At 67.9% G+C, this 20392-nt stretch carries 19 protein-coding genes; 8 read left to right on the top strand and 11 right to left on the bottom strand.

Annotated elements, in window-relative coordinates; all coding sequences use genetic code 11:
• Positions 1–7: 7 nt before the first annotated feature.
• Positions 8–1105 (bottom strand): branched-chain amino acid aminotransferase, encoded by a 1098-nt coding sequence (locus OHS03_RS03710; protein ID WP_328660805.1) that lies wholly within the window; start codon positions 1103–1105, stop codon positions 8–10.
• Between the two features lie 54 nt (positions 1106–1159).
• Positions 1160–2260 (bottom strand): glycine cleavage system aminomethyltransferase GcvT, encoded by a 1101-nt coding sequence (gene gcvT / locus OHS03_RS03705; protein ID WP_328660803.1) that lies wholly within the window; start codon positions 2258–2260, stop codon positions 1160–1162.
• A 111-nt stretch (positions 2261–2371) separates the two neighbouring features.
• Here gcvT and OHS03_RS03700 point away from each other — a divergent pair, with 111 nt between their 5' ends.
• The 3 genes from OHS03_RS03700 to OHS03_RS03690 all read left to right on the top strand — a co-directional run bounded on the left by OHS03_RS03700 (position 2372) and on the right by OHS03_RS03690 (position 5006).
• Positions 2372–2569: a hypothetical protein gene (locus tag OHS03_RS03700; protein ID WP_328660800.1), complete on the top strand. Its 198-nt coding sequence runs from the start codon at positions 2372–2374 to the stop codon at positions 2567–2569.
• Between the two features lie 107 nt (positions 2570–2676).
• Positions 2677–4269 carry a bifunctional phosphatase PAP2/diacylglycerol kinase family protein gene (locus OHS03_RS03695; RefSeq protein WP_235569525.1) on the top strand — a complete coding sequence of 531 codons (1593 nt, stop codon included), beginning with the start codon at positions 2677–2679 and terminating at the stop codon, positions 4267–4269.
• Positions 4270–4352: 83 nt separating this feature from the next.
• On the top strand, positions 4353–5006 hold the full coding sequence (locus OHS03_RS03690; RefSeq protein WP_328660798.1) for a nucleotidyltransferase domain-containing protein: 654 nt from the start codon (positions 4353–4355) through the stop codon (positions 5004–5006).
• On the opposite strand, the gene OHS03_RS03685 is transcribed toward OHS03_RS03690, so the two are convergent.
• The gene (locus OHS03_RS03685) at positions 4973–6007 is read right to left on the bottom strand and encodes a glycoside hydrolase family 18 protein (RefSeq protein WP_328660796.1); all 1035 of its coding nucleotides are present in this window, start codon (positions 6005–6007) and stop codon (positions 4973–4975) included. The genes OHS03_RS03690 and OHS03_RS03685 overlap by 34 nt on opposite strands.
• Positions 6008–6122: 115 nt before the next feature.
• Between OHS03_RS03685 and OHS03_RS03680 the strand changes: the two genes are divergently transcribed.
• Positions 6123–6371 (top strand): hypothetical protein, encoded by a 249-nt coding sequence (locus OHS03_RS03680; protein ID WP_328660794.1) that lies wholly within the window; start codon positions 6123–6125, stop codon positions 6369–6371.
• A 54-nt stretch (positions 6372–6425) separates the two neighbouring features.
• Here OHS03_RS03680 and OHS03_RS03675 read toward each other — a convergent pair whose 3' ends face one another.
• Entirely contained in the window at positions 6426–7472 is a 1047-nt protein-coding gene (locus OHS03_RS03675; protein ID WP_301905760.1) for a DUF2189 domain-containing protein, read from the bottom strand.
• 108 nt (positions 7473–7580) lie between these two features.
• Complete coding sequence (gene msrA, locus OHS03_RS03670; RefSeq protein WP_328660791.1) at positions 7581–8096, bottom strand: peptide-methionine (S)-S-oxide reductase MsrA; 516 nt, start codon at positions 8094–8096, stop codon at positions 7581–7583.
• Between the two features lie 223 nt (positions 8097–8319).
• On the opposite strand from msrA, the gene OHS03_RS03665 reads away from it, so the two are divergent.
• From OHS03_RS03665 to OHS03_RS03650, 4 genes are all read left to right on the top strand, one after another.
• The gene (locus OHS03_RS03665; RefSeq protein ID WP_328660790.1) at positions 8320–8736 is read left to right on the top strand and encodes a carboxypeptidase-like regulatory domain-containing protein; all 417 of its coding nucleotides are present in this window, start codon (positions 8320–8322) and stop codon (positions 8734–8736) included.
• Positions 8737–8847: 111 nt separating this feature from the next.
• Complete coding sequence (locus OHS03_RS03660) at positions 8848–10803, top strand: GMC family oxidoreductase N-terminal domain-containing protein (RefSeq protein ID WP_328660788.1); 1956 nt, start codon at positions 8848–8850, stop codon at positions 10801–10803.
• 177 nt (positions 10804–10980) lie between these two features.
• Positions 10981–11448, top strand: coding sequence for a MarR family winged helix-turn-helix transcriptional regulator (locus OHS03_RS03655; RefSeq protein ID WP_328660787.1), 468 nt, complete (start codon positions 10981–10983; stop codon positions 11446–11448).
• 126 nt (positions 11449–11574) lie between these two features.
• Entirely contained in the window at positions 11575–13038 is a 1464-nt protein-coding gene (locus OHS03_RS03650; protein WP_328660784.1) for an MFS transporter, read from the top strand.
• On the opposite strand, the gene OHS03_RS03645 is transcribed toward OHS03_RS03650, so the two are convergent.
• The 6 genes from OHS03_RS03645 to OHS03_RS03620 form a co-directional block, all read right to left on the bottom strand.
• On the bottom strand, positions 13035–13409 hold the full coding sequence (locus OHS03_RS03645) for a DUF742 domain-containing protein (RefSeq protein ID WP_063056814.1): 375 nt from the start codon (positions 13407–13409) through the stop codon (positions 13035–13037). The two genes, OHS03_RS03650 and OHS03_RS03645, sit on opposite strands and share 4 nt — an antisense overlap.
• The gene (locus OHS03_RS03640) at positions 13406–15385 is read right to left on the bottom strand and encodes a sensor histidine kinase (RefSeq protein ID WP_328660782.1); all 1980 of its coding nucleotides are present in this window, start codon (positions 15383–15385) and stop codon (positions 13406–13408) included. The genes OHS03_RS03645 and OHS03_RS03640 overlap by 4 nt, the downstream gene beginning before the upstream one ends.
• A gap of 223 nt (positions 15386–15608) precedes the next feature.
• Complete coding sequence (locus OHS03_RS03635) at positions 15609–16916, bottom strand: AAA domain-containing protein (protein WP_328660781.1); 1308 nt, start codon at positions 16914–16916, stop codon at positions 15609–15611.
• Entirely contained in the window at positions 16913–18394 is a 1482-nt protein-coding gene (locus tag OHS03_RS03630; protein ID WP_328660778.1) for a hypothetical protein, read from the bottom strand. Before OHS03_RS03630 ends, OHS03_RS03635 begins: the two co-directional genes overlap by 4 nt.
• The gene (locus OHS03_RS03625; RefSeq protein ID WP_328660776.1) at positions 18391–19476 is read right to left on the bottom strand and encodes a hypothetical protein; all 1086 of its coding nucleotides are present in this window, start codon (positions 19474–19476) and stop codon (positions 18391–18393) included. The genes OHS03_RS03630 and OHS03_RS03625 overlap by 4 nt, the downstream gene beginning before the upstream one ends.
• Positions 19473–20258, bottom strand: coding sequence for a hypothetical protein (locus tag OHS03_RS03620; protein ID WP_056816669.1), 786 nt, complete (start codon positions 20256–20258; stop codon positions 19473–19475). Before OHS03_RS03620 ends, OHS03_RS03625 begins: the two co-directional genes overlap by 4 nt.
• Between the last annotated feature and the right edge of the window lie 134 nt (positions 20259–20392).

The following is a 20392-nucleotide window of genomic DNA, read 5'->3' as shown; positions in this document are numbered from 1 at the left end:
CTCCGGGTCAGAGCGTCCGCATCCATCCGTGGGTGTCGGCGAACGTGCCGCGCTGGATTCCGGTCAAGGTGTCGCGCAGCGCCATCGTCACCTCACCGGGTTCCCCACCGCCGATGGTGAATTCACCGTCACCGGACTTCACCCAGCCGACCGGCGTGATCACCGCGGCGGTCCCACACGCGAAGACCTCACTGATCTCACCGGATTCGGCGCCCTTGCGCCATTCCTCCACCGAGATCTTGCGCTCCTCCACCGGGTAGCCGGAATCGGCGGCCAGGGTGAGCAACGAGTCGCGAGTGATACCGGGCAGCAGCGAACCGGACAGTTCGGGAGTCACCAGGCGTGCCTCGGAGCCGGTGCCGAACACGAAGAACAGGTTGTTGGTGCCCATCTCCTCGACGTAGCGACGCTCGCAGGCGTCCAGCCAGACAACCTGGTCACAACCCTGGTCGGTGGCCTGCGCCTGCGCGAGCAGCGACGAGGCGTAGTTACCCGCCACCTTCGCCTCGCCGGTGCCGCCGGGGGCCGCACGCACATATTCGGTCGACAGCCACACCCGCACCGGCTTCACACCGCGCGGGAAGTAGGCGCCCGCGGGCGAGGCGAGCAGCAGGTACTTGTACGCCGAAGCGGGCTTCACGCCGAGGCCCGCTTCGGTGGAGAACATGAACGGCCGCAGGTACAGCGAGTCCTCGCCCCCGGCCGCAGGCACCCAGTCGGCGTCGACGTCGAGCAGCTGGCGCACGGATTCGATGAACAGTTCCTCGGGTAGCTCCGCCATCGCCATGCGCGCGGCCGAGCGGCGGAAGCGCGCGGCGTTGGCATCGATGCGGAAGGTCGCGATCTCGCCGTCGGGCTGGCGGTAGGCCTTGAGCCCTTCGAAGATCGCCTGACCGTAGTGGAACACCATCGTCGCCGGGTCCATCGAGAGCGGGCCGTACGGTTCGACGCGCGCGTTGCCCCACTGGCCGTCGGCATAGTCGATCGAGACCATGTGATCGGTGAAGAACCGTCCGAAACCGGGGGCCGCCAGTACCTCTGTCCGCTGCTGCGCCGAAATGGGCGCGGGGTGCGGAATACGGCTGAACTGTGCGGCGACTGTCATGGTGCGATCCTATCCGGGCAGATTCGGTGCTGTCTCGCCCCCACTACGGGGGAGTTACTTGGTCTTGGTGTCGACGAACGGCGGCTTCACGACCGTGGCGCGCAGCTTGCGTCCGCGCACGTCGACCTCCACCTCGTCGCCGGGTTCCAGCGTCGCGTCGGTGTCGAGCAGCGCCAGCGCGATGCCGACCTTCAGCGACGGTGAGAACGTCCCCGAGGTGGTCTCGCCGACCGGCGCGCCATCGCGCAGCACCGTCTGGCCTTGGCGCAGCACGCCGCGATCCAGGGCCCTGAGCCCCATCAGCGTACGGCGTGGGCCGTCGGCCTTCTCCTGCTCGAGTGCGGCCTTGCCCCAGAATTCGGGCTTCTTCCAGCCGACGGCCCACCCGGTGCGGGCCTGGTTCGGGGTGATGTCGAGGGAGAGTTCGTGCCCGTGCAGCGGGTAGCCCATCTCGGTGCGCAGGGTGTCGCGCGCGCCGAGTCCGGCCGCCTGGCCACCGGCCGCCTCGACCCCGGTGATCAGCGCCCGGAACACCGGCTCCGCGTCCGCCCACTTCGGCAGCAGCTCGTAGCCGTGCTCACCGGTGTAACCGGTCCGGCACACGCGCACCGGGCGGCCCTCCCACTCGGCGTCGGCGTAGGCCATGTACTCCATCTCGGTGGGCAGGCCGAGGGCGGTCAGCACCTCGGTGGCCTTCGGCCCCTGCACCGCGAACACCGCGTAGTCGCGATGCTGGTCGGTCACCGTGATCCCCGCGGGCGCCACCTTCCGCAGCTCCGCGACGACCGCCGCCGTGTTCGCCGCGTTCGGTACGAGGAACACCTCGTCGTCGCCGACGTAGTAGGCGATCAGGTCATCGATCACGCCGCCGTCTTCGGCACAGCACAGCGTGTACTGCGCCTTTCCCGGCCGGATCCGGCCCAGGTCGTTGGTCAATGCCGAGTTCACGAACGCCGCGGCGCCGGGTCCCGACACCGTCGCCTTGCCCAGGTGGCTCACATCGAACAGCCCGACCGTGGTGCGGACCGCGGTGTGCTCGCCGACCGTGCCGCCGTACTGCACCGGCATCTCCCACCCGCCGAACGGCGCGAAGGTGGCTCCGAGCTCGACATGGACGGCGTGGATGGGGCCCTCGAGCAGCGCGGTGTCGGTCATGGGCCGAAGTTTATCGGTCGCGCGCGTCCGGTCGAATCGGCACCATGCCCCTGCAATTGGGGGGCGGTCCGCGGGGTTCGATTTCCGCGCTTCGGTGCGAAGATCGACGGCATGACCGTTCGCACAATCACCGCAGGCACCCTGTTGGTCGCCGCTTCCTTGTTCGTCACCACACCCGTCGCGCAGGCCGCCGATACCGGCAGCGGCAATTCGGCTTCCTCCTCGATCAACATCGGCTGCCTCATCCAGGCGCTCCAGGGGATTCCGCCCACCGCCGACTGCAACCCGCCCTCGATTCCGGCGCAGTAATACCGCGTCCTCCACCGACAGCGCGCCGCGCCTGCCCTCGAGGGGTGCAGGGGTGGCGCGGTTCGAGTCCAAAGAGTGTGATGCCCAACGGCTGTAGGGTTCATACTGTGAGTGAGTTGCCCCGAGCTCGGTTCGGCCATGTCGCCCGGATGGACGACACGATGAGCCGCGCGGTATCGCGTATCCCCGAAACCGCAGTCGATCGCGGCATGCTGCGGTTGACCCGATCCGCCAACACCGGTGGCCTATGGCTTGCGGTCGCGGCGGCGCTCGCGGTGAAGCCGGGTCCCCCACGCCGCGCCGCGCTGCGCGGTGTCATCGCACTGGGTGGCAGCAGCTTCGTCGTGAACCTCGTGCTCAAGACGCTGATCCCGCGCCGGCGGCCACCGGCCGAACTGATGCCGCTGGGCCGCAGGCTGGTCGCCGCACCGGTGTCGTCGTCCTTCCCATCCGGCCACAGTGCCAATGCCGCCGCCTTCGCCACTGCCGTCGCCCTGGAGAGCCCGCGCGCCGCGCTCGCCATCGCACCGGTGGCCGCGGCCGTCGCCTATTCCCGCATCCACACCGGCGCGCACTGGCCGTCCGACGTGCTGGTCGGCGCGGGCGTCGGCACCGCTATCGCGCTGACCACCCGCCGCTGGTGGCCGATCCGCGAATCCGACGAGGCCGACGCGCACGTCGTGCACGGCGCACCGATCCTCGCCGACGGCAAAGGCCTTCTGCTACTGGTGAATCCGCGCTCGGGCGACTCCAGCTACGACCCCACCGACGACATCGCCGAGGCACTGCCCGCCGCGACGCTGGTGCGCACCGAACCCGGTCGTGACGCCGTCGAACTCCTGCAAGAAGCCCTCGACGCCGCTGTCGGCGGCGCGGCCGACGACGCGGCCACCGACCGCACCACGGTCCTCGCGGTCGGTGCCGCGGGCGGCGACGGCACGATCGCCGCGGCGGCCGCCGTCGCGGTCGGCAACGACCTGCCCCTGGTTGTCATCCCCGCGGGCACCCTGAATCACTTCGCCCGCGATCTCGGCGTCTACGACCTGCGCGAGGTGGCCGACGCCACCGGCACCGGCGAAGCCGTCGAAGTCGATATCGCCGCAGTCGGATTCGACACCCCCGACGGCCCGTACACCCACCACTTGATCAATACCGCGAGCATCGGCGCCTACCCGGAGCTGGTGCGCCTGCGTGAGAAGTGGGAAGACCGCTGGGGCAAGTGGCCCGCCTTCGCCGCGGCTCTCGTCGTCACCCTGCGCCGCGCGGAGCCGATCCACATCCGGCTCGACGACCGCTGGCACGACATGTGGTTCCTGTTCATCGGCAATGGCCCCTACCACCCGCACGGCGCCGTCCCCGCCTTCCGTTCGCGCCTCGACGAGGGACTGCTCGACGTCCGCTGGCTCCGCGCCGACGTCCGCTTCTCGCGCACCCGCGCCGTCATCGCCCTGATGCTCGCCGCCATCGGCCACAGCCGCGTCTACGGCGAACGCCAGATGCACGAACTCACCGTCACCTCGCGAACTCCTGTCGCCGTGGCCGCCGACGGCGAAGTGGTCGGCATCGCGACCACTTTCCGATTCTCCGTCGCAGGTCGGATCCCGGTCTACCGCCGCAACGAGGACAACCCCCGCTGGGAAAACCGCCCGCGACCGCACCACCGCCGCCCCCTGGCCTGGCTCACCGACCGCCGACGCTGACTTCTTCACAAACCCGTCTCGTCTCGATCACCATCGCCCACAACAGCCTTGCGCCCCGGGCCGCCGGTGCCGAGGATGGATGGATGAGCTCGCCGGACGGTGGACGTCCGATCACCGCAACCGAAGCCGGTCGTCGCTGGGACCCGTGGACCCCGAGTGTGGTCGCCGCTCGCCTGGCGACCTGTCCCGTGCCGTGGGCCGTCGCGGGCGGCTGGGCCCTCGACCTGTTCGCCGGCGGCATCTCCCGCGCCCACGACGACATCGAAATCACTGTCCCCCGAGCAGATTTCCCCCATATCGCGGCCGAATTTCCCGAGTACGAGTGGGACATCGTCGGTGACGGCGAGCTGTGGCCCTATCCCCTGGCCGAGACCCGCCTCGACCTCCACCAAACCTGGCTGCGTGATCCCTTCACCGGCGCCTTCCACCTCGATGTGTTCCGCGAGCCGCACGACGGCGATACCTGGATCTGCCGCCGCGACCCCGCCATCACCCTCCCGTACACCGAACTCATCCGCACCACCACCAACGGCATTCCGTATCTGATTCCCGAGGTCGTACTGCTGTTCAAGGCGAAAGCCAACCGCCCCAAGGACTACAGCGACTTCCAGCGCATCATCCCGCTACTTCCGGAGCACCGGCTCGCCCGCTTGAATTCCTGGCTGACCCTGCTCTACCCGGACCACCCGTGGTCGACCGAGATTCAGTCGGCCATCCGACACCAATCTCTTCGATAGTCGGCCCAATCCTCGGGTGTGGCGGCGAAATCCACATACATCGCCACACCGAAGTTCGCCCGGTTCACCTCGGCCCGAGTCAGGCCGAGGCGGATCCCCCGCACCGCCGCGGCGACGGTCTCGGCGGCTCCGCGATGTCCTCGGTCGTCGGCCCAGAAGGCGGGAGCTCCCATCAGCAGGTCGACGCCATCGGGTGTCACCTCGGCGGCCAGCTCGGTCTGCTGCGCCACATACCCGCTGTACAGCGCTCGCGTCGGCATCGCCGTGTCGTAGGACATCACCGCCACCTGATCGGATCGCCGCGCCACCTCGGCTAAATAGGGCTGGCTCCACCACTTTCCGTGATCGGCCACAGCCGAGCCCAGCGAATGCAGACCCGGAAGTGGATCGATCACCGGCGCCGACACCGACAGCGGCACCCGCGCCGCGGAAGTCACCGACCGCGTCGCGTCGAGCAGCGCGAGAAATCCCGGCGATCCCGATCGAACGGGTTCGAGGTCGTAGTGCACGCCGTCGAACCCGTAGTCGAGTACCCGCCGTGCCGACGCCACCACACGCGCACGCGAGGCCGCCGATTCCACATCCAGCCCGTCGAATTCGGGCCGCACGATATCGCCCAGCCACGACTGCACCCGAATTCCCGGTAGTCGCGCGTGCACCGCGTCGACGAACCATCGCGCACGCGGAGCCAGATCGTCGCGCAGACTCCCGTCGTGCTCCAACGGACCCGTGTGGACATACAGATCCCGAACTCCGGTACCTGCCAGCAACTTCGCGAGCCCGTCGATATCGGCGTCGGTCTTGCGCCCGTCCACCCAGGCATGGCCGAGCCAGACCGCGTCCTTACCCCGGGTCCGCGCCTGGTCGGACTGATCGCCGATGTTGTGCACCAGCAAGGCCGTGACCACCCCCGCCACCGGCAGCGACACCACGACGACCACCACGAGCGCGATCACCGCACCCCGCGCCCACCACGACCACGCCCGCCATCTCCCCCGCATCACTCCCCCTTGTTCGAGATCCCCCGATACTACTGACACGTACCGACAAGCAAACTTCCGACAAATCCCCCGCCCGTGAAACACTGTGCGCCGCTGAACAATTGAATGGAGCACAATGAAATACGTCGCAACCCTCGGTTCCGCCGCCATCGCGGCCTTCGCGTTCGCGATCGCCACGCCGACCGTGGCCGCCGCGCAGCCCTCGAAGTGCCACGGCTCGTACACCCCGTGCCTGCCCATCGTCAGTGATGTCGACTGTGAAGGCGGCAGCGGCAACGGACCCGTCTACACCGGCCGCGTCACGGTGATCGGACCCGACGACTACGGCCTCGATCGTGACGGGGACGGCATCGGCTGCGAGTGAACAGCCCGAGGGGCGTGCGATGAACGACATCGCACGCCCCTCGGGATCAACTGCTCAGCGGTTGCCCTCAGGTCCCCAGCCCTGGTCACCGGGCTTGCCCAGATCAGGACCATCGGGGTAACCGGGACCACCCGAACCCGGACCACCAGCGCCCGGACCGCCGTAGCCGGGGCCACCCGTGCCCGGACCGCCGTAACCCGGTCCACCCGCGCCCGGACCGCCGTAACCCGGTCCACCAGCGGGACCGCCATAACCCGGGCCGCCGTAACCCTGTCCACCTTCGGGACCGCCGTAACCGGGGCCGCCGTAACCCTGTCCGCCTTCCGGACCGCCGTACCCCGGCTGCCCACCGAATCCGCCTGCGGGCCCGCCGTATTGCTGCGGGTAGCCCGGCTCAGGAGCCTTCGCCGCGCCGGCGACCGGCCCACCGGTGACGACCCGGTACGCATAGGTCGAGGCGATGATCGTCAACGGGATGGTGACGAGCAGGCCGATGCCGCAGAGCAGCGCTCCGACGACGTTGATGCCGAACAGCGCCAGTGCCAGCAGCAGCAGCGGGCCCGCGTTGCTCGAGATCGCCGCGAAGCTCGACTTGATCGCGGTGACACCGTCCTGGTCGCGGTCGATCACGAATTGCATTGTCCACCAGGTGAAGAACGCGATCACCAGGCCGGGAAGAATGCACAGCAGCAGGCCGATGCCGGTCGCCAGACCGACCAGCAGGCCGGCCACGATCACCGCACCCACATTGGTGAACTGGAAGAACGCCCCGAATCCGGGCTTGTTCCCATCCGTTTCGTGCAGCGCGCCACGCACGAATGCCGCCGAGATCAGATAGCCGATCACGGTGCTCACGATGGTGCCGATGATCTGCCAGAGCCCGAATCCGAAACTGACACCGCCGTCATAGTCGGTGTCGGTGTTGTTGCCGAGGCCGAACAGGAAGCTGATCACCGCCTGGATCAGGAAGGAGACGACCACCATCCCGATCCAGACGAGCGCGTTGTCTTTGAATTTCGTCCACCCGTACCCGATGGCGTCACCGACACTGAGCGTCGGTCCCGCCGGGGGATAACCGGGTTGCTGCTGTCCATATGTCATCCGAATCGCTTCCCCTCATCGTTCGAGACGGCCGATGCCGCTCATATGAGTACTCCGATCCGACGTCACGGTCACGCCGACACAGCCGATCATGACATATGGAAAACGCTACTTGTCGGTGTTCTCGCGCTTCGGGAGTTTCCAGCCGGGGCGCGGAAAATGGCAGGTGTAGCCATCGGGGTAGCGAATCAGGTAGTCCTGGTGCTCGGGCTCGGCATCCCAGAACGCACTCGCCGGGGTCACCTCGGTGACGACCTTGCCCGGCCACAGGCCGGAGGCGTCCACATCCGCGATGGTGTCGAGCGCGATACGGCGCTGATCGTCGTCGAGATAGAAGATCGCGGAACGGTAACTGTCACCGAGATCGTTGCCCTGCCGATCCTTGGTGGTCGGATCGTGGATCTGGAACAGGAACTCGAGCAGCGCGCGGTAGTCGGTCTGCGCCGGGTCATAGTCGATCTCGACGGCCTCGGCGTGGCCCGGATGATTGCGGTAGGTCGGATTGTCGTTGGTTCCGCCGGTGTAGCCGACCCTGGTGGCCAGCACGCCGGGCTGACGACGGATCAGATCCTGCATGCCCCAGAAGCATCCACCGGCCAGAATCGCCTTACGAGTGTCGCTCACACATCCTCCTTCATAGGCTCAACGGTCGCACAAATCGGCCACAACCGCCTCTATGGAACACCGGTTTCAGCGTCGGAATTCCCGTCAGTATTGTTCCGTCCGAGCGTTACCTCAGCAATGTCCACGTGCACTTTCATGTCAGGCGAAGCAGGAGGAATACGGCGCAATGCCACGGTTTGTCATTTCCCAGTGTTTGGCGATCGGATTGGCGGCAGCAGCTCTGATGGGGACGGCGGTGGGCAGCGCGGGGGCGCATCCCGGTACCGACGACACGATCGCGCAGAACGCGGCGCCCTGCGAGGAGTTACGACAGGCACGTCAGAACAACCAGGGAGTCCGCGCGGCGACCCCGGCGGCGGCGGGCCAGATCGACGCGGTGTTGATCACCGCGACGACCCGTACGCCGATCGCGGGCGGAAGGATCGTCCTCACCGGCATCGACGCGTGCGGCGACAACATCCACCGGCACATGTCCACCGGCGCCACCGGCCAGGTGAGTTTCCGCGGACTGCTACCCGGCCGATACCAGCTCACCGCATACCGCAACAACTCGTCGGCGAAGTCGATCACCAGGGCCGATGTCGACCTGTCGACGCCCTCGCTCAAAACGATCCAGTTCACCGCGGGCTCCGCCGACTGATCGAGGCGGGTGGGCCGGGCACTCGCTGCCCAGCCCGAAACCCGATGACCCCAGCGCGGTCTCGTGTCCCGTGATACAACTCACCCCAGAATGAAAAGGGGTGGTTTCCGCATGGAACCAACAGCCGAACAGCGGGCCGCGCTGGGCATGATCTGCGATACGTTTCTCCCTGCCGGCGGGCCCGGATTGCCCGCCGCGACCGAGATCGGCGCGGTCGACACAATCTTCCGCATCCTGGGGCGCAACCCCCGCGAAGCCGAGCAGAAGCAGCTGGCAACCCTGTTGGGGCTCTGGGATTCTCGTGCCTTCGGCCTGATCACGGGCAGCGGCCTGCGCCGGTTCTCCACGCTCTCGCAGGAACGACGCGAGGCCGCCCTACTGCGCCTGGCCGATTCCGGCCTTGCCCCGGCCCGAGCGATTTTCCAGGCCCTCAAACAGGCATCTCTGCTCGCCTACAACGTGAGCCCCGGCCCCACCGGGGCCAACCCGCTGTGGAAGGAGATCGGTTACCCGGCACCGGTGGGCCACCTCGCGACCGCCCCGAAGCCGCCGCTGTCCCCCCTGCGGTTCACCGAATCCACCGCGCTCGACTGCGATGTCGTAGTGGTCGGCTCCGGTGCCGGTGGTGGCGCCGCCGCGGCCGTCCTGGCCGGAGCGGGCCTGAACGTGATCGTGCTCGAACGCGGAAACTACTACGACGACCAGGATTTCGGCAACGGCGAACTCGACGCGCTGACCAGCCTGTATTCACCCGGCCCCGCCGCGTCGGCGGAAGGCCAGATCACCCTCGTCGCGGGTAGCTGTCTGGGCGGCGGCACCGTGGTCAACTGGAGCACCTCGCTGCCGACACCCGACTCGGTGCGCGCCGAATGGGCCGAGTCCGGCGTTCCGCAGTTCGCCTCCGACGAGTTCGGCGACGCGCTGGCCGCCGTGCAGAAGCGGATCAGCGTCACCGACGCCAAATCGCCGCTCTCGGCGCGCGACGGCATTCTCGAGCGCGGCGCGCGTGCGCTCGGCTGGGATGTGGATACCCTGCCGCGCAACGTCAGCGATGCCTGTGACGCCGGGATCGAGTGTGGACGGTGCGGTTACGGCTGCCGCGTCGGCGCCAAGCAGTCGGCGACCAAGACCTGGCTCGCCGATGCGGCCGAGCACGGCGCGCGCCTGGTGGTCGACGCCGACGTCCGCGCGATCACCGTGAAAGCGGGTCGGGCCGAATCGGTGTCGGCGGTCACCGCCTCCGGGGTCGAGATCACCGTGCGTGCCAAGGCGGTTGTGGTCGCCGCGGGCGCCATCCAGACGCCGGCGCTGCTGCGACGATCCGGCTTGCGCAACAAGAACATCGGACAGCACCTGCGCCTGCATCCGGCCGCCGCGGTGTTCGGATTGTTCGAAGAGGAGATCCGGCCGTGGGAGGGCGCGCTGCAGGCCCGTATCAGCAGGCACCACGCGAACCTCGACGGCAACGGGTACGGCGTCATCTACGAGACCGGCCCCAACCACCCCGGCCTGGCGACCGGGTTCATGAGCTGGCGCGGTGCGGACGAATATCGCACCCGGCTGCTCGATTTCGCGCGAACGAGCTCGGTCGGCGTCATCACCCGCGACCGGGATCCCGGCACCGTTTCGATCGACAGCAGCGGTGAACCGGTGGTGAAGTACAAACTGTCCGACTACGACGCCAAGCATCTGCACACCGGCATCGTCGGCGCGGCCTCGGTGCTCGAAGCCGCGGGCGCGCGACAGATCTACTCGGGACATCAGGCGGGCGTTTCGTTCGAGCCGGGTACGCGCGGCTCGCTGGCGGAGTTCGGCGCCGCCGCCGAGAAAGCGGGCTACGGACCCGGCCAGTGTTCGATGGGCGCCCTGCACATCATGGGCTCGGCCAGGATGGGCGGCACGCCGGAGCTCTCGGCGACCGATCCGGACGGCGCCACCTGGGATGTGCCGAACATCGTGGTGGCCGACGGGTCGAGCTTCCCCACCGCACCCGGCGTGAACCCGATGGTCAGCATCGAGGCGGTCGGCTACATGAACGCGAAACGGCTCGCGGTCCGACTGAGCTGAGACCCGCGCCGCCGACGCCCACGTGCGTCGGCGGCGCGACCGTGCCGATCACATCGCATCACACGCTGAAAACCGGGTGATGCGGTGCTCCGATGTGTAGTGGACACGTAATGTGGTCGGTACATAAGGGGTGGATCCGCCCGTGCCGGGCAGGTGCGAAATCGTGAAAGGGCTGAGATGGACAAGGCGACCCAATTGGTCGAGTTCGAGACCATGCTTCTCGGCCGTCACAGTCTGCGATCGCGCCGCGGGCCCGATGCCATGGACCGCAGCGCCTATATCTTGCTGAGCCGACTGCGGATGGGTGGACTGATGTCCATCGGGCAGCTCAGTGACGCACTGGGTTTGGACGCCTCGACGCTCAACCGGCAGACCGCCGCCATGATGCGGGTCGGCGTGCTCGAGCGGATTCCGGATCCCGAGGGCGGGATGGCGCGGAAATTTCGGGTCACCTCCAAGGGCGAGCGCCGGTTGAACGCCGAACGGGCCCTGATCGTCGACGCTCTGGATTCGATCCTCGCCGACTGGCCCGCCGACGATATCGCCGCGTTCGTCGGCTACCTGCGACGATTCAACACCGACATCGAACGCCGGTCGGGCGAGTACTGGCCGCGCCCGCTCGCGACCCTGCCCGTGGACCACTAGCGGAACTGCGACCGACATCACGATTCCTCGATCGAGTCCGTGCCCATTGATGTGTACTATACACATCTAATGCAGTATGCATGCCTTGTGCTCTGTACATAACTTGCTGGTCGACAGGAGCGGTACGTGGGGATTTCGGAGAAGACGGCCCGGCCCGGAGTGGTCGTGGGCGTACTCGCCTTCGGCGGCACCGTCGCCGCGATTACGCAGACGGCGGTGGTGCCGATCATCGGGCAACTTCCGGGACTGCTCCACACCAGCGCGGCGAACGCGTCCTGGGTGATCACCGTGACGTTGCTCGTCGGAGCGGTGTTCACCCCGGTCGCGGGCAAGCTCGGCGACCTGTACGGAAAACACCGCATGCTGCTGGTCTCCGGCGGATTCCTGATCGTGGGCGCCGCGGTCGCCGCCATGTCCTCCTCGCTGGTCCCCATGTTGATCGGACGCGGAATCCAGGGCATGGGGGTCGGCTTGATCCCGTTGGGCATCAGCCTGATGCGCGATGTGCTGCCCGCCGAGCGGCTCGGTTCCTCGATCGCGCTCATGAGCGCCTCGCTCGGCGTCGGTGGCGCGTTGGGTCTGCCGGTGTCGGCCGCGGTCGCGCAGTACGCGAGCTGGCGGGTCCTGTTCTGGGCCGCGGCGGCGCTGAGCGCCCTGATCGTGGTGCTCATCGTGACCCTGGTTCCGGCCGAGTCGAAGCGCGGCGACGCGGGCGGACGGTTCGACTTCGTCGGCGCGGTGGGACTCGGCGCGGGACTGGTATTCCTGCTCCTTCCGGTGTCGAAGGGCGCCGGGTGGGGCTGGACCAGCGCCACGACGCTCGGGCTGTTCGCCGCCTCGGTGGTGACGCTGGCCGCGTGGGGTTGGTGGGAATCGCGGACTTCCGACCCGCTCGTCGATCTGCGCACCACGGCGCGACCGCAGGTGCTGCTGACCAATGCCGCATCCGTGCTGGTCGGCTTCGCCATGTACGGCCAGGCGCTGATCGTGCCGCAGTTGATGCAGTTGCCCTCGGCCACCGGCCACGGCATGGGACAAACCATGCTGGGTATGGGTCTGTGGATGGCGCCGGGCGGCTTGATGATGATGGCGCTGTCACCGGCGGGCGCGAAACTGTCGGCCGCGCGCGGACCCAAGGTCACCCTCGCGGTCGGGGCGCTGATCATCGCCCTCGGCTATGGCTCGTCGGCCGTGCTGATGGGGTCGACCTGGGGCCTGATGACGATGGTCTGCATCACCAATATCGGTGTCGGCCTGGCCTACGGCGCCATGCCCGCCCTGATCATGGGCGCGGTCCCGCTGTCGGAAACCGCCTCCGCCAACAGCATCAATACGCTGATGCGCTCGCTCGGTACGTCGGTCTCGGCCGCCGTCGTCGGTGTGGTGCTGGCCAATATGACGACCGACTTCGCCGGGCATGCGGTGCCTTCGGAGGCCGGTTTCCATGTCGGCCTGCTGATCGGCGCCGCGGTAGCGCTCGGGGCAGCGGGTATCGCTCTGACCATTCCGCGCCGAGCGGCCGAGCCCACCGATCTCGATACCGAACTCGCGACACTGTCGACGCAGCCGGTGTCGGTGGCGAAAGCCTAGGACCGTTTGATCCCGGCGAGCACCGCCCGTAGGACGTCCAGGTCCGGGGCGGTGTTCGGCTGGTTTCGGGGTGCCCGGGCGCGGAGTCGGCCCTCGTCGATCAGGTCGCCGATGAGGATCTTCGTCGTGGTCAGCGGCAGATGCAGGTGAGCGGAGACCTCCGCGACCGACAGCGCGGTGCGGCACAACTCGACGATCGCGTCGTATTCGGGCGCGAGCAAGCGTGAGCGCACGCCCGAGCGGGCATCGACGAGCAGGGTGGTGAGCTCGAGGTCCAGGCGCTGCGCCTTCGCGCGCCCGCCGGTGACGGCGTAGAGGCGAACCAGCGGGCTCGCCTCGTCCTCGTACCAGTGTTCGCGCTCGTCGCTCATGGTCTCGGCGAGACGGCGGGGAACTGACCCGAGATCGCCGACTCGGGATCGCTCGCTTCGGCCAGCGCCGTCGGGATCAGCACCACCACTCGCACGCCGCCGTACACCGATTCCGACATCCGCACCGAGATGCCGTGTCTGCCCGCCAGCGTGGCGACGACGAACAAGCCCAGCCGTGAAGTGCCGGCCAGCGTGCCGACACTGAAGGCGGGCGGATCGGCCAGCATCGCGTTGCGTTGCGCCAGATCGGCTTCCGGCATGCCGAGACCCTGATCGGTGATCTCCACCGCGACACCGCGACCGACCACGATCCCCGACACCGAGACTTGGCTCTCGGGTGGGGAGAAGGCCGTCGCGTTATCCATCAGCTCGGCGAGCAGGTGGATCACGTCGGCGACGGCATGCCCGGAGATCTTCACCTGCGGCATCTGCTTGGCCGCGATCCTGGTGTAGTCCAAGCTTTCCGCGATCGCGCCACGCACCAGATCGATCAGCGGGACCGGGTTGCGCCACCGACGACCCGGCTGTTCGCCACCGAGGATGATGAGGTTCTCGGCGTTGCGCCGGGCGCGGGTGGCGAGATGATCGAGCTGGAACAGCAGATCGAGCTGATCGGCGTTGTTCTCGTCGCGCTCGGCACGGTCGAGCAGGGAGAGCTGTCGGTGCACCACCACCTGGCTGCGGTGCGCGATATCGAGGAAGACCGTGCTGATCCCCGCCTTGGTCTGTGCCTCGGCGACAGCGGCCGACATCGCGGCGACGTGGGCGCGGTTGAACGCCGCGGCGACCTGGCCGAGCTCGTCGGTGCCGAAGTCCAGCTGCGAGCCCTCGGTCGAGGTGTCGACTGTCTCACCGGCCTCGACCTTGCGCATCACCTCGGGCAGCCGCTCATCGGCGAGCTCGAGGGTGTCGTGGCGCAGGCGGTGCATCCGTGCGATGAATCGGTTCGCCATCACCAACGCGATGAGGAATGCGGCCACCGCGGCCAACGCGATCAGCGCACCGCCGAGCAGCGCGCTGTCGGAGTCGCGTTCACCCTGCTGCCTCGCGATCACGTGGGCGTCGCCACTCTGGTCTTCCCACAGTTTCTGCAGCGCCAGTCCGACGAACTTCGACGCGTCCTGCCATTCCGCCAGACTGACGGGAAGTTCCGTCTCAGGGTCCTTCGCGGATACCGGTCCGCGCAAGAGCAGCGCGTCCTGCATCGCGATCACCCGCTGCCATTGCGGACTCGCGGTGATCTCCGACAGTTGCGCCAGGCGGCGGCCTTTCAGCACCGCCGCGGAATAGGCGGCCTCACCACGGAATTCGCCGACCCGACGGCCGAAATCGACCACCTCGGCACTGCTCATCTTCCCCGTGGTCAACGCGACAGAACCGAGAGTGTCGGCCTGCGACAGTGCCTCGGCCGCACGCAGCTGGTCGACGGCGTAGCCCAGTTCGATACCGACCTTCGCCTCCGGAGCGACCCGGGCGGCCAGCATCGAGGCGGCGATGATCGTACTGATCACCCCGGTGTACAACGCGAACACTTCCTCGGGGGGAATCCGCGTGGCTTCGACGCCGTTGCGCACGACCGGCACCATGGCGAAGAGTTTGTTGTAGCCCTCGATATCCTCGCGGGAACCGTCGGGGTTCAGCGCGCGAGCGGCGTCGCCTTTCGCCATCACCGCGGCGAGCGCCTCATCGGAGCGCTGCTTGGCCGTGACCAACGCGGGAGCCGACGACGCGTCACCGGCCAGCCGCAACAGCGAAAGTCTGCGCTCTTCCTGGAATGCCGACACCATGAGGATCGCGGGAGCGGTGGTACTGCTCGCCAATTCGGCCCATTCGGTGGAATCCCTGGCCGAATTCACCAGATAGACGGCGCCGCCACCACCGACCACCAACAGCATCACGCTGGAGATGAGCACCATCGACAGCAATCGGATACGCACACTGACCCGGCCGCGAACACCGGTACGTCTGATATTCAAATCTGAAATCTTTCCACTCCCCGGAACGCCCCCGGCGCGCCGCTACGAGCTGGTGCCGTCGGTGGGCCACCCGCCACGCGTGTCTCGCCGTGAGACTAACCGACTACCCGACCGTGCGCGGGATGTAGCCGGATGTCGAAACATACGGTTTATCAGGCAAACCTGTAGCTTCCGACACAATTCCCCATCCCTCATTGGGGAACGACATCCGCCCCGCCACTCGCTAGTGAACCGCCGCCGCACGGACGCGGTGGCTCGACAGGTGGCTCAACACCGCCTGATTCGCCTCCCAGCCGTCAGGAAACTTCACCGGGACCCCGAGATGGACCGGGTCGGCGGAGGGGTGGGCGTCGAGGAGTTCGGGGATTCCCGCGCGGCCCACGAGGATGCAGGCGTGGCGGTGCCGGGAGGCCAGCACGCAGAGCCTGCCCGCCTCCAGATGGAAGGCACTGGCGTCGCGCCGGCCCGAGAGTGGGTGCAGCACAAGGGTGACGTCGTATTCACGGCCCTGGAGGCGGTTGGCGGTGTCGACGGTGACAGGTTCGGCGCAGGTGCCGCGCAGGGCGGTGCGAATGGCGTCGGCCTGGTCGCGGTGCGCGGTGCCGATCGCGACCCGTTCGGTGGTCACAGGGTGGCTGCCGGATTCGGAGTGGGCGTTCGCGCCGCGTTCGATCAGCCGGGCCGCGATCGCGGCGATCGCGGCAACAGCTTCACGGTCGGTGCGCAGGGTGTGCCGGGCGGGCAATTCGTACCAGCCCCAGCCGGATTCGGCGGCTTCCTCCAGCACCGCGTCGATCGGGCCGCCCATGCCGCGGGTCGTGAAATCCATGCGCCGGTCGCCGAATCCGGTGCCCGACTGGAATTCGGTGAAGGGGTAGAACGCCTTCGACACCACCGGCGCCGCGGTAGCGGGTAGTCGCCATGACACCGGCAGCCGGTGGGTGGGGATGTTGTCGTTGTTGGCCAGCATCACGCTCACGGCACTCATCGTCGGATCCCAGGTGAGCCCGGCCCAGCGCGCGGTCTCGACGGTCGCGAACGGATCGAGCTGTCCCGGGTCGCCCACGAACAGCCCACGATCGAAGCGATTCGCGATGCGCAACAGCATGTCCGAGCGCATCTGGTACGCCTCGTCGATGATCGCGTGCGACCAACTGCCCTCGGTGATGGTGGCCCACTTGGCCGCGGTGCCGATGACGATGGTGCGGTCCTCGAGATCGCCCGGCTGCTTGGCGACCCGGACATTGCCGTGCCGGTCGACCCGGTCGCTCACCACGTAGGCGGCGCTGGAGAGCCGTCCGATCCGCAGCGCGGGATCCGCGACGGCCAAGCGGTCGATGAGGTCGTCGACCTGTTCGTTGGTCTGGGCGACGATCATCCGCTGATCGCCGTCCTCGGCGAGCTGGCGGGCCGCGCGCACCACCAGCGTGGATTTGCCCGCGCCCGGCGGGGAATCGACCACGATCGCGCGATGGCTCTCGTCACGCAGGTCGGTGAGAATTCCCGCGACGGCCTCGTCCGGCGTGGTCACTGGATGTCCTCCCCTTCGTCGTCGGTGGGCGGCGTCCATTCCGGTGGCGGACCACCGTGGGTCCACGGAGTCTCTTCGCGCGCGGGCAGATTCAGCATCCCGTTGAACGGCGTGGGTTTGAAGCGGGCGAAACCGAGGTCCTCGCCCTCCTCCGGCACGCTTCCCGATTCGGCGACGAGTTTGCGCCCCATCCCACCGGACAGTTCGAGAACCATGCTGTCACCGTCGATGTCGACGACCAGTCCGGTCTGCTTCGGCCGTTCGACGCACGTCAGCTCCTCGCCGACCACCGCGATGAACGGATCGGTGGTGCGAATATGAATGTGCGGGCGCAATTTCGGACGCGATCCCGAACGATCGAGACGCTCCGGTTCACTGTGCACGACGGTGCCGCGGAAGGCAGCGCCGCTCACCCGATGTTCGAGCATGCGCAGCGGGTCGTCGAAAGCGCACTGGGCCTGCAGCGCTTCCGAGGCCCGTTCACGCTCCAGCAGCCTGCGCACCGCGGGAACGGCGGAATCGCGGCGGGCCTGCGGAACACCTTCCGCGACATCGGCGGCGAAGCGGGAGAACGCACCGCGATCGTCGGTCCACCGATTCTCGACGCTTGCGCCTTCCGGCAGCGCGCTCAGCAGCTCGATCGAGCGCCACATCAGCCGCCAGGTGGGTTCGAGCTGTCCGCGCAGGGAGCGCTCGAGCCGTTCGGCCGCGACGGCTCTGGCCGAGTCGTCGAGTGCGGCGTTGTAGGCGGCGATCAACGGCGCGAGTTCTTCGTTGTCGAATCCGGGATCGGTGGCCGGGCCCGCGGGCGGCGACAGCAGCGGATCTTCGGCCAGGGCAGCGGCTTCCGCACCGCTGAGCCCGGCAGGCGGATCGATCCACCCGAGCAGCGCCGCGAGATTACCGTCTTCGAGGGTGGACTGACCCGACGCCCAGTGCGACGTCAGCGCCGCCGTCATCGCGGGCAACACCGCCGAACCGGGATGCTCGGCCCGATCACCGAACCAGGTGAGCCACCGTCCGAGCAGCGGAATGGACTCCGGCACCGGGTTGTCCCCGTCGACCCGGTGAAACCGCACCGAACGTCCCAGCAGCTTGAGGAAATTCACGCCGCCGGGGTTGGGCGTCCACATCTGTGGCGCGTCCAGACACCGGGTGTAGGTCTCGCCGGCCTTGCTGGTGAGTTCCTCGGTCTCGACGAGATAGGTCGACAGATAGGGCAGCACCACATCGGCCAACTGTTCGATGAACCGCAATCGCAGCACTCGGTCGCGGGGCTGTGGCACCGTCAACACGTTCTGGTCCCCGGGCGAGGTGCCGATCATGATCGCCACCGGCGCCGCCGCCTCCCCCGCCAGCCGCAACGGCACCGCGACCAGTGGTCGCTCGGCGAGGTGGATGTGGCGCACCGCGGCGGTCGCCTGCGCGCGGCCGGCCCGCACGGCCTCGGCCTTGGCCAGGGCCGCCAGTACGCTCATCCGGCGATCTCCCACCGCAGCCGATGGGCGGTCCGCAGCATGGCGGTGATGTCGGCGTGCTCGGGGCCGGGTTCCAGGGTGCCGTCGGCCAAGCCGAGGACGGTGTGGATGTTGTCGATGCCACCGACCACGTCGCACACCCCACGACCGAGCGCGTCCACCGAACCGCAGGTGCGCGCCTCGTCGCGGCAGGCGAACGCGAGCTCGCAACTCGACATGCACTCGGGCGCGTAGCGAGCCGGAATGGCGGCGATCGTCTTCTCGAGGTTCTCCCCCGGCGCGAACGTGGCCTCCGGCGGCAACAGGTCGAGCAGATCGGGAATCGCGGTGAGCCTGGTCAATTGACGCGAGACCACCGCGAGCTGCTTACGCAGATCGACGAGTTCGGCGGTAGGACGATTCGAGAAGTCTTTCGCGCACACCAGAATCACATTGTGCGACACGATCTCCGGTGACTCGGCGATCTCGGCCATCAACTCGCGCAAGGCGATCACATACACCGCGGACTGACGCGCGGCGGCCGCCACCTGCGCCGGATCGGCCTGCCCGTCGATGACCGGGAAGGCCTTGACCTCCACCACATGGAACTTGCCGTCCAACTGCACGGCCACCACATCGGGTTCGAGATAGGCGGTGGCGCCGGCGATATCGAGCCGCAGCATGGGGTGATCGAACAGGGTGCCGTCGCCCGTCGCGATCGTGCTCTTCAACAATTGCCTCGTGCGTTGATAGCGCACCGCGTTACCGGTGTTCTCCCCCACCGAATTCAGGTCGTGGTAGGCGACTTCGGGAATCGTGAAACCCAGTTTGTCGCGCAACAACGCGAGCAGTTCCGCGCAACCGTTCGCCTTGACCATCGCCTCGAAAGCATTGCCGCGCGTGATGGCGAACTGGGACTGACCGAATTGTGGTGGGAATCCCAGCGATTGGGCGATCACGGTTTTGTCCAGCGCGGCCGCGTCGAGCAGAGCGCGGCGGGCACATCCGGGGTTGGCCGTCAGCGCGGCGATGGTGCGGGCATTGTGCCTGGTCGCGGGGGCTTCACCGCGCAACTGGTCCAACTGTGCTGCGAGAGTGTTCATTCCACCTCGATTCGTCGCCGATCGGCTACGCCGAGCCGAACACCGAATAGTTGTGCGGCCGGATCCGCCAGCTGATCCGCCGCCCGTCGCGCGGCCGCGGACCGTTGCCGTGCGTCCTCGTCCTCGTGCACCGCGAGCTCACGCCGTGCGGCCTCGATCACCTTCGCCGGGTCGAGCGAATCCGGAGCACTGGAGATGCCAGGAATCGATACGGCGAGCCGCCACAGTACGCGCAATCCGGACGATTCCCCCGCAGGCTGCGCCGAAAGGTGTTCAGCCAAGCGAATAGCCGACACCAGCAGCCCCACCCGCGGACTCAACGGACCGACCATCCGCCGTTCCAGTGGCCACGAACTCACCGCCATCAACCCACGGGCGGGGGCGAGCAGATCGGTGGTGAGCGCCGCGCACAGGTAGTACGGGCGCGCGTACGGCGCCGACCGGAAGGAACGCTCCTCGTCGCGCCGCAGACTGGTCAGCCGGGCGGGCAGCAGCTCGCCGGAAAAGAACGCGTCATGCGTGGCGAGCACCAATTTCGGCGACGACGGCACCGACAGCAAGGTCAACGCGCGATGCACATGTTCACGCACCGGCACCCCCGGCGCCTCCGACGGCTCTTCCGGAATCGACCCGAGAACCGCCGCGTCCCACGCCGATTCGGCCCGACGCAATTCCGCGCGCAATTGCCGAGCCCCGGCCCGATCCCCACCGGCAGCGGCCCGCCGCACCTCGGCCCGCAAACCGGAGATGCGCACCTCCAGCTCTTCGGCCGAGTCCGTCACGAGTCGGAGCGTATCCACAGCTACCAGTATTGTCCAGTAAATCCCAGTATTTACGTGACGGCCGAACGAACGCACCGCACACCCGCACACCCGGACTCGTGATGCGAGCACCGATAGCGACCGAATAACCTGGG

It is taken from the genome of Nocardia salmonicida, assembly GCF_036142455.1.
Lineage (GTDB): Bacteria > Actinomycetota > Actinomycetes > Mycobacteriales > Mycobacteriaceae > Nocardia > Nocardia salmonicida.
Note: the sequence above shows the minus strand (reverse complement) of the source record. Positions and strands in the feature narration are given on the sequence as shown.

Excerpts from the sequence above, each read along its gene's own strand:
- OHS03_RS03630 (WP_328660778.1), bottom strand. The coding sequence starts at position 18,394 with ATGAGCGTACTGGCGGCCCTGGCCAAGGCCGAGGCCGTGCGGGCCGGC.
- OHS03_RS03690 (WP_328660798.1), top strand. The coding sequence starts at position 4,353 with ATGAGCTCGCCGGACGGTGGACGTCCGATCACCGCAACCGAAGCCGGT.
- OHS03_RS03625 (WP_328660776.1), bottom strand. The coding sequence starts at position 19,476 with ATGAACACTCTCGCAGCACAGTTGGACCAGTTGCGCGGTGAAGCCCCC.
- OHS03_RS03660 (WP_328660788.1), top strand. The coding sequence starts at position 8,848 with ATGGAACCAACAGCCGAACAGCGGGCCGCGCTGGGCATGATCTGCGAT.
- OHS03_RS03685 (WP_328660796.1), bottom strand. The coding sequence starts at position 6,007 with ATGCGGGGGAGATGGCGGGCGTGGTCGTGGTGGGCGCGGGGTGCGGTG.
- OHS03_RS03710 (WP_328660805.1), bottom strand. The coding sequence starts at position 1,105 with ATGACAGTCGCCGCACAGTTCAGCCGTATTCCGCACCCCGCGCCCATT.
- OHS03_RS03655 (WP_328660787.1), top strand. The coding sequence starts at position 10,981 with ATGGACAAGGCGACCCAATTGGTCGAGTTCGAGACCATGCTTCTCGGC.
- OHS03_RS03645 (WP_063056814.1), bottom strand. The coding sequence starts at position 13,409 with ATGAGCGACGAGCGCGAACACTGGTACGAGGACGAGGCGAGCCCGCTG.
- OHS03_RS03700 (WP_328660800.1), top strand. The coding sequence starts at position 2,372 with ATGACCGTTCGCACAATCACCGCAGGCACCCTGTTGGTCGCCGCTTCC.
- OHS03_RS03675 (WP_301905760.1), bottom strand. The coding sequence starts at position 7,472 with ATGACATATGGACAGCAGCAACCCGGTTATCCCCCGGCGGGACCGACG.
- gcvT (WP_328660803.1), bottom strand. The coding sequence starts at position 2,260 with ATGACCGACACCGCGCTGCTCGAGGGCCCCATCCACGCCGTCCATGTC.
- OHS03_RS03665 (WP_328660790.1), top strand. The coding sequence starts at position 8,320 with ATGGGGACGGCGGTGGGCAGCGCGGGGGCGCATCCCGGTACCGACGAC.
- OHS03_RS03680 (WP_328660794.1), top strand. The coding sequence starts at position 6,123 with ATGAAATACGTCGCAACCCTCGGTTCCGCCGCCATCGCGGCCTTCGCG.